The organism is Blautia sp. An46 (assembly GCF_002161645.1).
GTDB classification, from domain to species: domain Bacteria; phylum Bacillota; class Clostridia; order Lachnospirales; family Lachnospiraceae; genus Blautia; species Blautia ornithocaccae.
On record NZ_NFIF01000008.1, the window covers coordinates 121,909 to 134,517 of the forward strand.

The 12,609-nt window shown below is 46.0% G+C and carries 15 protein-coding genes; 3 read left to right on the plus strand and 12 right to left on the minus strand.

Features of this window, described 5'->3' with window-relative positions; translation table 11 throughout:
• Positions 1-21: 21 nt before the first annotated feature.
• Together B5G00_RS08420 and B5G00_RS08425 are read right to left on the minus strand one after the other, a co-directional pair.
• Entirely contained in the window at positions 22-591 is a 570-nt protein-coding gene (locus B5G00_RS08420; RefSeq protein ID WP_087271360.1) for a chromate transporter, read from the minus strand.
• Positions 588-1,154, minus strand: coding sequence for a chromate transporter (locus B5G00_RS08425; RefSeq protein WP_087271364.1), 567 nt, complete (start codon positions 1,152-1,154; stop codon positions 588-590). The genes B5G00_RS08420 and B5G00_RS08425 overlap by 4 nt, the downstream gene beginning before the upstream one ends.
• A 104-nt stretch (positions 1,155-1,258) precedes the next feature.
• Here B5G00_RS08425 and B5G00_RS08430 point away from each other — a divergent pair, with 104 nt between their 5' ends.
• Positions 1,259-2,143: a LysR family transcriptional regulator gene (locus tag B5G00_RS08430; protein ID WP_087271367.1), complete on the plus strand. Its 885-nt coding sequence runs from the start codon at positions 1,259-1,261 to the stop codon at positions 2,141-2,143.
• Positions 2,144-2,321: 178 nt separating this feature from the next.
• Positions 2,322-3,926, plus strand: coding sequence for a phosphoenolpyruvate carboxykinase (ATP) (pckA, locus tag B5G00_RS08435; protein WP_087271371.1), 1,605 nt, complete (start codon positions 2,322-2,324; stop codon positions 3,924-3,926).
• Between the two features lie 151 nt (positions 3,927-4,077).
• On the opposite strand, the gene B5G00_RS08440 is transcribed toward pckA, so the two are convergent.
• From B5G00_RS08440 to B5G00_RS08470, 7 genes are all read right to left on the minus strand, one after another.
• Positions 4,078-5,487 (minus strand): uracil-xanthine permease family protein, encoded by a 1,410-nt coding sequence (locus B5G00_RS08440; protein WP_087271374.1) that lies wholly within the window; start codon positions 5,485-5,487, stop codon positions 4,078-4,080.
• A 62-nt stretch (positions 5,488-5,549) separates the two neighbouring features.
• Positions 5,550-6,335 carry a bifunctional hydroxymethylpyrimidine kinase/phosphomethylpyrimidine kinase gene (gene thiD, locus B5G00_RS08445; protein WP_087271377.1) on the minus strand — a complete coding sequence of 262 codons (786 nt, stop codon included), beginning with the start codon at positions 6,333-6,335 and terminating at the stop codon, positions 5,550-5,552.
• Positions 6,332-6,976 (minus strand): HAD family hydrolase, encoded by a 645-nt coding sequence (locus B5G00_RS08450; RefSeq protein ID WP_087271380.1) that lies wholly within the window; start codon positions 6,974-6,976, stop codon positions 6,332-6,334. The genes thiD and B5G00_RS08450 overlap by 4 nt, the downstream gene beginning before the upstream one ends.
• A complete protein-coding gene (gene thiE / locus B5G00_RS08455; RefSeq protein WP_087271381.1) occupies positions 6,973-7,614 on the minus strand; it encodes a thiamine phosphate synthase in 642 nt (213 codons plus the stop codon). Before thiE ends, B5G00_RS08450 begins: the two co-directional genes overlap by 4 nt.
• Positions 7,571-8,425, minus strand: a complete 855-nt coding sequence (thiM, locus tag B5G00_RS08460) for a hydroxyethylthiazole kinase (protein WP_087271531.1) — start codon at positions 8,423-8,425, stop codon at positions 7,571-7,573. The genes thiE and thiM overlap by 44 nt, the downstream gene beginning before the upstream one ends.
• 166 nt (positions 8,426-8,591) lie before the next feature.
• Positions 8,592-8,957: an arsenate reductase family protein gene (locus B5G00_RS08465; protein WP_087271384.1), complete on the minus strand. Its 366-nt coding sequence runs from the start codon at positions 8,955-8,957 to the stop codon at positions 8,592-8,594.
• An 11-nt stretch (positions 8,958-8,968) separates the two neighbouring features.
• On the minus strand, positions 8,969-9,391 hold the full coding sequence (locus tag B5G00_RS08470; RefSeq protein WP_087271387.1) for a bacteriohemerythrin: 423 nt from the start codon (positions 9,389-9,391) through the stop codon (positions 8,969-8,971).
• A 141-nt stretch (positions 9,392-9,532) separates the two neighbouring features.
• Here B5G00_RS08470 and B5G00_RS08475 point away from each other — a divergent pair, with 141 nt between their 5' ends.
• The gene (locus tag B5G00_RS08475) at positions 9,533-10,705 is read left to right on the plus strand and encodes a cation diffusion facilitator family transporter (RefSeq protein ID WP_087271390.1); all 1,173 of its coding nucleotides are present in this window, start codon (positions 9,533-9,535) and stop codon (positions 10,703-10,705) included.
• Between the two features lie 77 nt (positions 10,706-10,782).
• Here B5G00_RS08475 and B5G00_RS08480 read toward each other — a convergent pair whose 3' ends face one another.
• From B5G00_RS08480 to B5G00_RS08490, 3 genes are all read right to left on the minus strand, one after another.
• Positions 10,783-11,202, minus strand: coding sequence for a DUF1284 domain-containing protein (locus B5G00_RS08480; protein WP_087271393.1), 420 nt, complete (start codon positions 11,200-11,202; stop codon positions 10,783-10,785).
• On the minus strand, positions 11,199-11,753 hold the full coding sequence (locus B5G00_RS08485; RefSeq protein WP_191386370.1) for a biotin transporter BioY: 555 nt from the start codon (positions 11,751-11,753) through the stop codon (positions 11,199-11,201). The genes B5G00_RS08480 and B5G00_RS08485 overlap by 4 nt, the downstream gene beginning before the upstream one ends.
• 167 nt (positions 11,754-11,920) lie before the next feature.
• The gene (locus tag B5G00_RS08490) at positions 11,921-12,601 is read right to left on the minus strand and encodes a PepSY domain-containing protein (protein ID WP_087271396.1); all 681 of its coding nucleotides are present in this window, start codon (positions 12,599-12,601) and stop codon (positions 11,921-11,923) included.
• Between the last annotated feature and the right edge of the window lie 8 nt (positions 12,602-12,609).

Genomic DNA, 12,609 nt, shown 5'->3' on the forward strand with positions numbered 1-12,609 from the left:
AATATAAACAGCTGTCTGGTATTATCCCTGTCCCTGTATTACTGCCACTGCCAGCTTCATGACTCCCGCCAGCACCATGACCAGCACCGGATTCCATTTCAGCTTTTGCAGAAATACTAAAGAAACCAGAAAAATTACCACCAGGCTCCAGTTTGTCTTTGTCAGGTCTATGACAGCACTATTTCCCCAGAAGGCTGTGACCAAAATGGAAATCCCCGCCGATGCGATCATGGCAACCACTGCCGGACGAAGGGAATTCAGCACACTCTGGAGTACATCCATATTCTCATATTTCAGATATAATTTTGCCAGCAGGACAACAATTACGCAGGATGGAAGGATGCACCCTGCTGAGGCCACCAGTGCTCCCGATATGCCTGCAATACGGATTCCCACAAAAGTGGCAGAATTAATGGCAATGGGCCCTGGGGTCATCTGAGAAATTGTGATCAAATCTGTAAATTGTTCCATATCCAGCCAGCCGTGGATATCCACAATCTGCTCTTGTATCAGAGGCATTGCCGCATAGCCTCCTCCAAAACTGAAAAGTCCGATCTGCAGAAAACTGAGCAGCAGCTGAAGATAGATCATTTCTTTTCCCCCTTTCTCTCTATGATCGTGCGGACTACTCCGATAAGTCCGCATGCAAGGACTACATAGACTACATTTACGCCAAAGAAACATGTGGCAGCAAAAGCTCCCGCCATAATAAGAATTGAAACCGGGTTCTTTCCGCAGACTACCCCTGCTGCCATTTCATAAACCACAGATGCGATTACTGCCCCCACGCCCGCCTGCATTCCCTCCAGCAGCTGACTGATCAGAAAACTGTTGCGAAAAGCATTATAAAATACGGAGATCAGAGAAATAATCAGAAACGGAGGGATAATGGTGGCTATGATTGCCGTAACTGCTCCCACCATGCCTGCCAGCTTATATCCCACTACAATTGCGCCATTGACCGCTATGGCTCCTGGAGAAGACTGGGCAATGGCTACCAGGTCCAGCATTTCATTCTCCTCTATCCAGTGATACTGGTCTACGAATTTTTTCTTCATTAAAGTTACGATGACGTAGCCTCCGCCAAAGGTAAAGGCACTTAAATATAATGTAGAAATAAATAACTTTATCAAAACTTCTTTCTTACTTCTCATATCTTTTTCCTCCTCTCTGTCAGTATATCCTTTCTTGACTTATAGGTAAAATAGTATTATTCTATTTTTATTATAATGTTTTTATTATAAAGGAGGAGCACTCTATGACCCTTCGACATATGAAAATATTTGTAACGGTCTATCGCCACAGTAATATTACAAGAGCTGCCGAAGAACTTCATCTGGCTCAGCCTTCTGTAAGTCTGGCTGTGAAAGAACTGGAAGAATATTATGGGATACGTCTTTTTGAAAGGATCGGCAGACGCATTTGCCCCACAGAAGCAGGTAATGAATTTTACAGTTATGCCCTGCACATTGTTTCTCTCTTTGAAGATATAGAAAAAAGGATTAAAAACTGGGATACTCTGGGAACCATACGAATTGGGACCAGCATTACTATCGGCACCCATATCCTGCCGGGGCTTATCAAAAAATATCAGGAGGCCTACCCTTCTCTCCGGGTAGAAGCAATGGTGAATAACTCTGGGATCATTGAGCAGCACGTACTGGACAATACTATAGACCTGGGTCTTATCGAAACCCAGCCTGAACATCCGGAAATCCAGGCGATTCCTTTTATGAAAGATCATCTCTGTGCCATCCTTCCCACAGACCACCCTCTTTCCAGTCAGAGATGGCTCACCCTTTCCCAGCTTGCCCGGTACCCTTTCCTCATGCGTGAAAAAGGAAGCGCCGGAAGAGAAATCCTGGATGCCAGTTTCGCTCTTCTCCATCTTTCTGTACACCCCATATGGGAAAGTTCCAGCACCCAGGCTATTGTCAGCGCCGTAGCTCAGGGACTGGGCGTGGCAGTCCTCCCCTATATGCTGGTAGAAAAAGACATCCTGGAAGGGCAGGTGAAAACTGTTCCTTTCCGCCAGCCCCTCCATCGGGACTTGAATATCATTTACCACAAAAGCAAGTATCTGACCCCTAATATGGAGGCTTTTATACATCTCTGTAAGGAATCTCCCATGGAAACTCGTTAAAATATTGTCAGTTTTTAAAATTTTTAAAGGATTTTTATTGATTTAATTCACTAAATATGTATAATTAAGGGTATGGGAAGTGGGCACTGCCCCTTTCTTCGGAAATACTGCAGGGGTCCCCAGGTAAGATTCCTGTAAGTTTTACCTTATATTATAAGAAAAGAGAGGTTAGTGTAAGATGGCAGAAATCAATTTAAGTAAGTATGGCATTACCGGAACTACAGAAATTGTTTACAATCCTTCTTATGAGCAGTTATTTGAAGAAGAAACCAAACCAGGTCTGGAAGGTTTCGAAAAAGGCCAGGTAACTGAGCTGGGCGCCGTAAACGTTATGACCGGCGTATATACCGGACGTTCCCCTAAAGATAAGTTCATCGTTATGGACGAAAACTCTAAAGACACTGTATGGTGGACATCTGACGAGTACAAAAACGACAACCATCCTGCAACAGAAGAAGCATGGGCTGCTGTAAAGGATATCGCTATCAACGAGCTGTCCAACAAGAGACTGTTCGTAGTTGACGCATTCTGCGGAGCTAACAAAGACACACGTATGGCTATCCGTTTCATCATGGAAGTAGCTTGGCAGGCACACTTTGTTACAAATATGTTTATCCAGCCTACAGAAGAAGAGCTGAAAGACTTCGAGCCAGACTTCGTTGTTTACAATGCTTCCAAAGCAAAAGTTGAAAACTACAAAGAATTAGGCCTGAATTCCGAGACAGCTGTTGTATTCAACATCACAAGCCGCGAGCAGGTTATCTTAAACACATGGTACGGCGGAGAGATGAAGAAAGGTATGTTCTCCATGATGAACTACTATCTGCCTCTGAAGGGCATCGCTTCTATGCACTGCTCTGCAAACACAGATATGAACGGCGAGAACACCGCTATCTTCTTCGGTCTTTCCGGAACAGGTAAGACAACTCTTTCCACAGACCCGAAACGTCTTCTGATCGGTGATGACGAGCACGGCTGGGATGACAACGGCGTATTCAACTTTGAAGGCGGCTGCTATGCAAAGGTTATCAACCTGGACAAAGATTCTGAACCGGATATCTACAATGCGATCAAACGTGACGCTCTTCTTGAGAACGTTACAGTAGATGAAAACGGAAAGATCGACTTTAATGATAAGAGCGTTACAGAAAATACCCGTGTATCTTATCCGATCGATCATATCAAGAACATTGTTCGTCCTGTATCCACAGCTCCTGCAGCTAAGGAAGTTATCTTCCTGTCCGCAGACGCATTCGGCGTACTGCCTCCAGTATCTATCCTGACACCAGAGCAGACACAGTACTACTTCCTGTCCGGATTCACAGCAAAACTGGCTGGTACAGAGCGTGGTATCACAGAGCCTACACCTACATTCTCCGCTTGCTTCGGCCAGGCTTTCCTGGAACTGCATCCTACAAAATATGCAGAAGAGCTGGTTAAGAGAATGGAAAAGAGCGGTGCTAAAGCATACCTGGTAAATACAGGATGGAACGGAAGCGGAAAACGTATCTCCATCAAAGATACCCGTGGAATCATCGACGCTATCTTAAACGGCGACATCTTAAAAGCACCTACAAAGAAGATCCCATACTTCAACATTGAAGTACCTACAGAACTTCCAGGTGTTGATACAAATATCCTTGATCCTCGTGACACTTATGCTGACGCTTCCGAATGGGAAACAAAAGCAAAAGACCTGGCACAGAGATTCATCAAGAACTTCGCAAAATACGAAGGAAACGAAGCTGGAAAAGCTCTGGTATCTGCTGGTCCTCAGTTATAATTCAAAAAAAGCAAATTTTTACCGGGTGTGGAAATCCACACCCGGCTTTTTCTTATCATATTCACCTATGCAAAATTAAATAATACGGTTAAAATACAAAAAATCGATTTTTTAACCGTACAATATCAAATATGCAACATAATAAGCTGCCCTATGCCTCTTTCTTCTCTTTTTTACTCTTCGGCAAAAGAAGGCTCAACAGAAGAGATACTACAAATACCCCTGCCACTGCATTTCCGTTAAACACATCTCCTACCACCTGAGGAAAGGCTGCAAAGAAGTTTCCTGAGGTCTGGGTCAGTCCCACACCGATGCAGAAAGCCAGGGATACAATGATCATGGTCCTGTCGTCAAATTCACATTCTTTCAGCATTTTGATCCCTTCGTACATAATGGAACCAAACATCATAACCGTACAGCCGCCCAACACAGCCTGGGGCAGAGAGTTGAAGAAAGCTCCCAGGGGCGGAAAGAGTGACGCCAGGATCAGGATCAATGCTCCGGTAAAGATGGTAAAACGGTTGATCACGCCAGTCATAGTCACAAGTCCCACATTCTGGCTGAAAGAAGTCAGAGGAGGACATCCGAAGCAGCCGGAAATAGCGCTGGAAAATCCGTCTACTGCCAGAGAGCCCTGAAGCTCTTCCATTTTAATATCTCTTCCCAGAGCTCCGGTACATACCGCTGTAGTGGCTCCCGTAGTCTCTGCTGCTGATACCAGAAAGACTATGGCAATGGTAAAAAAGGCTCCCAGGTCAAATACCGGCTTGTGGCTGGTAAAGAAAACCAGCTTGGGAATACTGAAAACTCCCACTTCCTGGATTGTCTGGGAAATTCCGGAAAAGTCTACCATTGGTGCAACTCCCGCTACTGTAAAGATCACAGCCAGAAGATATCCGAAAACCAGACCAACCAAAATATTCAGATTTTTATATACGCCTTTTAAAAGATAGCGGGAAACCAGGCATACCACTAAGGTAAAAGCTCCGACCAGGAGATGATACCAGGCGCCGAAATCTTCTACTCCGCTTCCGCCGCCCCAGGAATCCATACCTACAGACAGCAGGGAAAGTCCAATGGCGATTACCACACAGGCAGAAACCACCGGTGTTAAAAAACGCTTCCAATACTTTGCACTCAGTCCTACAATCCCCTCAAAAATACCTCCCAGGATCACGGCGCCTACCATTCCTTCATAGCCAAGATCAGGGTTTGTACAAATTACCAGCAGGCTTCCCAGAAAGGTAAAGCTGACGCCCATAACAATAGGCAGCCTGGAACCGATCTTCCAGATAGGATAAAGCTGCATACAGGTACCGATGCCTGCCGCAAACATGGCGCACTGCAAAAGCTGAGTGATTTCCGCTGATGTTAAATATTCCCCGGTACTTCGCACGATTGCTGCGCTGCAGACGATCAGCACAGGGGCCAGATTAGATACAAACATGGCCAGCACATGCTGAAGGCCGAAAGGGATAGCCTTTTGAAGAGGTACCCTCCCGTTTAACCGGTAAATGTTATCCACACTTATCGGCGGATCTTTTTCTTCTTTGTTCATCATATTTCCTCTTTTCTCTGTTATTATATACCGCTATGTTCTAACATAAATCTTACATTCTGCCATCAGAAATCTATCTCCCACATATGATCCAGCGGCCCGCTTCCCTGACCCAGATTTAATCCGGCTTTCAGCGCGCCTGTAATATATGCTTTGGCCTCTCTTACGCTGTCTTCCAGACTTTTGCCTGCTGCCAGACCGCAGGCAATGGCAGAGGAAAGAGTGCAGCCGGTGCCGTGGGTATTTGGATTCTCTACTCTCTCCCCTGACAGCCAGGTAGATTTTCCCTGTTCATAAAGAAGGTCATCTGCCCGGTCTGTAAGATGGCCTCCCTTTACAAGGACTGCTCCGCCAGTAAAAGAACTGATGATTCTGGCCGCTTCTTCCATATCCTGTCTGCTTTTAATTTCTGTTCCCGAAAGGGCTTCCGCTTCCGGAATATTCGGGGTCAATATACTTCCTAAAGGAAAGAGTTCTTCCACCAGAGTTTTTCCTGCTCCTTCCACCATAAGGGCGCTGCCGCTGGTGGCTACCATCACCGGGTCGATCACAATATTTTCTGCTTTATACTCTCTCAGCTTGGCTCCGATTACCTTTATAATTTCCTGATTGGATACCATGCCGATCTTTACTGCATCGGGAATAATATCCTGAAAAATACAGTCCAGCTGTTTTCCCACAAACTCCGGAGAAGCTTCCTCCACTCCGTATACTCCTGTAGTATTCTGGGCCGTAAGGGCAGTGATCGCCGTCATGGCATACATTTTATGGGCAGTTATGGTCTTAATATCTGCCTGGATCCCTGCCCCTCCGCTGGAATCCGAACCTGCAATACTTAATACTTTTTTCATTTCCATTCACTCCATGTCTTTAAATAAATATCTGCTGTTTTCTTCAGCAGTTCCTGTTCCGGCTCCCAGACATCATAGATGCCTACCAGAAAAAATCCCTCTTTTTTGGCGGTCCTGGCCGCAAACACTGCGTCTTCAAATACCGCTGTTTTTTCTTTATCTGTGCCCAGCTTTTCTCTGGCAATCTGATAGATCAGAGGCTCTCTTTTGCTTTTTCCTGCTTCCTGGCAGGTGATCATTCCCTGAAAATAGCCATATAATCCGGTTCTGACAAGGGCTGCTTCTACCAGTGGCCGCTGGGTAGCTGTGGCAATATACATGGGAATCTCCCTTTCCTTCAGCTCCTCAAGCACCTGCCGCACGCCTTCTTTCTCCGGAATGTCCTGCTGGTAATGCACTGCCATAAGCCTGTCAAAGTCTCTTATCATTTCTTCAGCATCTTCCTTAAGTCCATACCGCTCTCTGAAATACTCTGCCGCCTCCAAAAGGGTCATGGAAGCCAGGAGATTTGCCAGATTTTCCGGGGGCTGAAGCTGCCGGGACATAAGGTACTCATCTCCTAAATGTTCCCAGTACCCCATAGAATCCAGCAGGGTTCCGTCCACGTCAAAAATAGCTCCCTGTATCTCTGTATTTTTCATTCTTCCACCACTTCCCTGAGCAGGCTTCTCAGCCGGACACAGGCCTCTCTGATATTTTCCTGAGCAAAGATTCCGGAAACAATGGCAGCCCCGGAAATCCCTGTCCCTTTCAAAGTGGAAATATTCTCCTCTTTAACTCCGCCGATAGCCACAACCGGTATGGACACGCTGCGGCAGATGGCCTCCAGGGTTTCTCTGGAAAGAGCCCCTGCGTCTTCCTTGGTAGAGGTGGAAAAGACTGCTCCTGCTCCCAGATAATCGGCTCCATTTTTCTCTGCTTCTATAGCTTCTTCCACAGAATGGGCGGAGACACCAATAATCTTATCTGGTCCCAGTTTTTCCCGGACCTTTCCTGCTTCCATATCTTCCTGTCCCACATGGACGCCGTCAGCATCTATGGCCAGAGCCAGTTCTACATTATCATTGATAATAAAGGGCACATGATAAGCTGCAGCCAGGGCCTTCATGTCTTTGGCTTCCCTTAAAAGTTCCTCTTCTCCCAGATGCTTCTCCCGCAGCTGAAGGAAGGTAATCCCTCCATCCAGAGCTTCCTTCACCTGTTCCATCAAAGTCTTCTCTCCTGTCCAGGAACGGTCAGTGACGGCATATAACAACATGTCCTTTTTCGTACAATTCATAGTCTGCTCCTTTCTCAAGTTCCTCTCCTGAAAGCTTGTACATCTCATCAATAAGCCAGGTACGGCAGGAGGCATTTCCTGCCTGTTCTTTCACCATACGCCTGCAGGCCCTCTCTCCGCACAGACTCATAGCTGCAGCAGCGGCTGCTGCGGCCTCCAAAGATTTTTCCGGATTTGCCCCCTCAAAGGCGGCAAGGAGAGATCCCAGCATACAGCCGCAGCCTGTGATCCGGGACATGGTCTCATGTCCCCCGCGGACTGCAAAGGCCCGAGAAGAGTCTGCCGCAATGTCTATGGCCCCGGTGATCAGGATCACTGCACCAGTCTCTTTTGCGAAATCCTGAGCCATTTCTATATAGCTTTTCAGATTTACTTCCGTCACAGCCTCTCCCTGGTCCGCATCTACACCCCGGCTTCCTGTTCCTCCTGTGATAAGACTCCGGATTTCCGAAATATTTCCTTTAATGGCCTGGAACTTTATATTCTTCATAAGTTCTGCCGCAAGAGCTTTTCTGTATCCGGAAGCTCCCACGCCTACAGGGTCCAGGATCACTGGTTTGTTTTTTTCATTGTAGCAGCGGCCTGCCAGGACCATGGTCTCAGCCTTCCGGGGATTTAAAGTTCCCATATTGATATTCAGACCCCAGCAGATCCGGGACATATCCTCGGCCTCCTCCTTACAGTCAGACATAATAGGAGATGCCCCGCAGGCCAGCGTTATATTGGCACAGTCATTTGCTGTGACATAATTGGTAATATTCTGTATCAGAGGAGCTTTCTCTCTTACATTGTCTAATAATTCTCTCAGCATATATCTCTTCCGCCCTGTTTTCTCCCTGTGCAAGGAGCAAAACCTCCTTATGCACTGAGGGTATGTATTACACAGAAAGCAAGAAACAGGCTGCCGCACAAAATGTGTAAACTCCAGATAGTGCAGCAGCCTGTTTTCAGACTCCCTGGTTATAATATTGAATTTTCTATTCTGAAGGCATTCCCAGCTTTTCTCTCCACTCTTTCTCCTTAAAGCCTGTGACAACAAAGTCCTCGCCTGCCAAAACTGGACGTTTCACCAACATTCCGTCTGTAGCCAAAAGCTCCAGCTGTTCCTCCTCAGTCATAGTAGGCAGCTTATCCTTTAAGTGAAGTTCTTTGTATTTATTTCCGCTGGTATTAAAAAACCTTTTCAGAGGAAGGCCGCTTCGCTTATACCAGTTCTCCAGTTCTTCTCTTGTGGGATTCTCCTCTACAATATGTCTGTCCTGAAACTCCAGTCCCTGCTCTGTCAGCCATTTTTTTGCTTTCTGGCAGGTACTGCATTTAGGATATTCAACAAATAGCAGCATAGCCTCTCTCCTTACAGTCTGTCTGTGTTGGAAGCCATGAATTTGTATTCTGCCACAGAACGGTCAAAGCCTTTGATATGGTCGTAAAGCCAGTCCACTACATTTTTCTGTACCTGAGATACAAATGCCTCTGTAGGACCTTCTTCCTCTTCCAGCATTTCCTGCAGCTCTTTTACTGCCTGTTTAAACTCCTGATGTTTTTCTTTATGTTCTTTAATGCCCGGATACTGGATCTCTTCCTGAAGCTTCTCTTCTGCCTCAAAGTGGAAGACTGTATAGTCCAGCAGGTAATCCAGCATTTTTACTGCTTTTACCTTGCCCTGACCGTCCTCACAGCTTTCCAGAAGCTGATTAATTCTGTCAATAAGTTCTTTATGCTGAGAATCAATCATATCATTTCCTGTAACCAGTGTTTCATCAAATTCAGCTCTCATAATCTTGTTCCTCCATTTATCATACTTTCTTATTAGTGTACCACATTTTTCTCCGATTTCCAATATATTGCCATCTTTCTCTTGCACCAAATTCTCTTTTATTATAGAATAATATCCAATGACCAAAACGGAGGTGTTTTTATGATATCATTCCTTGCCAGAATGTTCATTAAAGACTACAAAAATACATCCTCTCCCCAGGTCCGTCAGGCCTATGGCATGCTCTGCGGCTCTGTGGGGATCGGGCTGAACATACTTCTCTTCATAGGAAAATTTTTTGCCGGAATCTTAAGCGGCTCCATTGCCATAACTGCTGATGCAGTAAACAATCTGTCTGATGCAGGTTCTTCTTTTATCACTCTCATCGGATTTAAAATGGCGGGACAGAGGCCGGATTCTCAGCATCCCTTCGGTCACGGCAGGATTGAGTATCTCTCAGGGCTTTTTGTAGCCGCTGCTGTACTGATCATGGCTTTTGAGCTGGTAAAGACTTCTATAGAAAAAATCCTTCATCCAGAAGCCATAGAATGCAGTCCTCTGATCCTGGTGATCCTGGCAGCCTCTATCCTGGTAAAATTTTATATGTCTTATTACAATAAAAAACTGGGAAAGAAACTGAACAGTGCAGCCATGGCAGCCACTGCCGCCGACAGCTTCAGCGACATGATCTCTACCTTTTTTGTTTTTCTGGTAACTATTGCCAGCCTGTTTACAGACTTTAACCTGGATGGCTGGTGCGGGATCCTGGTAGGACTTTTTATTTTCTATACAGGCATTACCGCCATGAAGGAAACTGTGGATCCCCTGCTGGGCCAGCCTCCCACAAAAGAGCTGGTGCAGCAGATCATGGGCATTGTAAACGCTCATCCCTCTGTGCTGGGGATTCATGACCTGCTGGTCCATGACTACGGTCCGGGAAATCTGATCATTTCCCTTCATGCAGAAGTGTCTGCTAAAGGGGATATACTGAAGATCCATGATGAGATCGACAACATTGAGCGGGAGCTGAAGCAGCGCCTGAACTGTACTGCCACCATACATATGGACCCAGTGGTGACAGATGATGATTTTTCCAATCAAATGCGGGATAAAATGAATCAGCTTCTCAATGAGCTGGATCCGGAGCTGAAAATGCATGACTTCCGCATGGTAACCGGCCCTTCCCATACCAACCTTATTTTCGATGTGGTGGTTCCTTATAACTGCCCCATGACCCCTGGTGAAGTGGAAAAGGCCCTTTTATCCAAAATTCACAATCTGCCTGGAAATTTCTATGGAGTGATCTGTATCGACCAGGATTACGGCACCAGATAAAATTGAAAAGCGAAAAGGCAGGAGATATTCTGTAAATAGAGATTCCCTATCCGGCTATTACAGAATATCTCCTGCCTTTATTTTTGCTCTGGTGTGCCGGCACAACCATTTTCAATCTGTTCCTTCCTGGAACAGATTTCTGTCCAGCTGCAGTCGCCGCAGATGTCTTTTCTTTTTCCTGCTTCTATTATATTGTGCTTCACTGCATTTGAAAATTCCTGCCAAGTAAGTCTGCTGCCTTGCTGAAGTCCGCAGGCTTTCAGCACTTTCTCGTCATAGGCTTTTACCTTTTCTCCGGTAATGCAGACTCCCTCTTCCAGGTTTGGGCAGGCGCTGCATATAATATCTTTCTCCCGGCACAGCTCCAAAGGCGTGTCCTCCTCCATCTCTTCCAGAACTTTTCCCATGTTTTCTGTAAAAGCACTGCTGTATCCTTTTCCTTCAAAAAAGGCCAGGCACATACCGTGATGGGCCCGAAGTTTTAAAGGCTCTTTCATCTCTGTATCACTCCCGACAGTCTTCTGGTCAATATAAGAGCCAAAACAATTTTGGCCACATCAGGAATAATAAAAGGAAATACACACCATCCCAGAACGGTAAGGATACCTATGGCTCCTGAAGAAGCTCCGTATACTGCCATAAACCACAGCGTCCCTACTGCATAGCAGAGAACCAGACCCAGGACCATGGACAGGGCCAATACAGCTGTGCTTCTTCCAAAAGCTTTTTCCATTCCCCACATCAGCAGAGCTGAAAAAAGGAATCCCACTATGTATCCTCCTGTGGTTCCGGCTATTATGCCGATACCGCCTGTAAATCCTGAAAAGACCGGAATGCCCAGGGTTCCCATGAGAATATAGACCAGTACCGCCAGGGTTCCTCTTTTTCCGCCAAGAAGTCCCACTGCCATAAATACCCCAAAGGTCTGAAGGGTCACTGGCACAGTCAGCGGTATGGAGATCCAGGAACAGATTGCTATGAGCACAACAAAGATACTTATATAGACCAGGTCATAGGTTTTCGTTTTTTGTCTTACCATTTCAGCCATACACTTTTCCTCACTTTCTGTCTGATAGTGTATCACCTTTTTATTTATATTGTCAACCACTGGTTTTTAAATGGTTTACAATCAACTTTAAAAAGACCCTGAGGTCTTCTCGCCGTATCCTGCACAGCTGGAAGTTCCTCAGGGTTTTTCCTGTTGAAATCGAATTTTTAATCTCTCTCTTCGCTCCACTTTAAGAAGTTTCCTGTATTGGCGTCAATTTCAAACTCGTACTCTTTACCATTGTAGATAATGTCGCCTTCGTAGATATACTGGCCGTCATCATAATCCAGTTCCATTCTAATGTCGCTGTCTGTGGCTCCAGACACTCTCTCAAGGGCTGCGGCTCTGGCATCTGCCTCACTAACTGCTACATTAGCAGCACCTCCGCTGTTCTGTCCATTCTGAGTATTTTGTGCGCTCTGCCCAGCCTGGGTCTGATCTGTCTGTGTGTCAGTACTCTGGGCAGTCTCCTGTCCCTGCTGAGCGGCTGCGTCCTGACTGTCATCCTGTGTCTGGGTAGTACTGTTCTGTGTTCCGCTCTGGGCAGTACTAGCACTTCCCTGGACTTCCTCTGTTTCTGTGGTAAGGATAGATCCGTCAGAAGCATCGATATCATAATTGTATTCTGTATTTCCTACAGTAAATTCTACCTCGTAAATACTTCTTCCGTCGTCTCTGTCCTTGCTTACTCTCAGTCTGCTGGTATCATCCTCAGAGACCTGGGCATCGGCGAAAGCCGCTTCCTTTGCCGCATCCTGTCCGATATCATTGCCGCTGCCGCATCCTGCCAGAAGTCCTCCTGTAAGTGTAAGTGTGAGTGCTGTTAATACTATATATTTTTTCATCATTTTTCATT

Bases quoted from the DNA above. Each gene is read 5' to 3' on its own strand.
- B5G00_RS08480 (WP_087271393.1), bottom strand. From the start codon at position 11,202: ATGAAAGAGCCTTTAAAACTTCGGGCCCATCACGGTATGTGCCTGGCC.
- B5G00_RS08440 (WP_087271374.1), bottom strand. From the start codon at position 5,487: ATGATGAACAAAGAAGAAAAAGATCCGCCGATAAGTGTGGATAACATT.
- pckA (WP_087271371.1), top strand. From the start codon at position 2,322: ATGGCAGAAATCAATTTAAGTAAGTATGGCATTACCGGAACTACAGAA.
- thiE (WP_087271381.1), bottom strand. From the start codon at position 7,614: ATGAATTGTACGAAAAAGGACATGTTGTTATATGCCGTCACTGACCGT.
- B5G00_RS08425 (WP_087271364.1), bottom strand. From the start codon at position 1,154: ATGAGAAGTAAGAAAGAAGTTTTGATAAAGTTATTTATTTCTACATTA.
- thiD (WP_087271377.1), bottom strand. From the start codon at position 6,335: ATGAAAAAAGTATTAAGTATTGCAGGTTCGGATTCCAGCGGAGGGGCA.
- B5G00_RS08450 (WP_087271380.1), bottom strand. From the start codon at position 6,976: ATGAAAAATACAGAGATACAGGGAGCTATTTTTGACGTGGACGGAACC.
- B5G00_RS08420 (WP_087271360.1), bottom strand. From the start codon at position 591: ATGATCTATCTTCAGCTGCTGCTCAGTTTTCTGCAGATCGGACTTTTC.
- B5G00_RS08470 (WP_087271387.1), bottom strand. From the start codon at position 9,391: ATGAGAGCTGAATTTGATGAAACACTGGTTACAGGAAATGATATGATT.
- B5G00_RS08475 (WP_087271390.1), top strand. From the start codon at position 9,533: ATGATATCATTCCTTGCCAGAATGTTCATTAAAGACTACAAAAATACA.
- B5G00_RS08490 (WP_087271396.1), bottom strand. From the start codon at position 12,601: ATGATGAAAAAATATATAGTATTAACAGCACTCACACTTACACTTACA.
- thiM (WP_087271531.1), bottom strand. From the start codon at position 8,425: ATGCTGAGAGAATTATTAGACAATGTAAGAGAGAAAGCTCCTCTGATA.
- B5G00_RS08430 (WP_087271367.1), top strand. From the start codon at position 1,259: ATGACCCTTCGACATATGAAAATATTTGTAACGGTCTATCGCCACAGT.
- B5G00_RS08485 (WP_191386370.1), bottom strand. From the start codon at position 11,753: ATGGCTGAAATGGTAAGACAAAAAACGAAAACCTATGACCTGGTCTAT.
- B5G00_RS08465 (WP_087271384.1), bottom strand. From the start codon at position 8,957: ATGCTGCTATTTGTTGAATATCCTAAATGCAGTACCTGCCAGAAAGCA.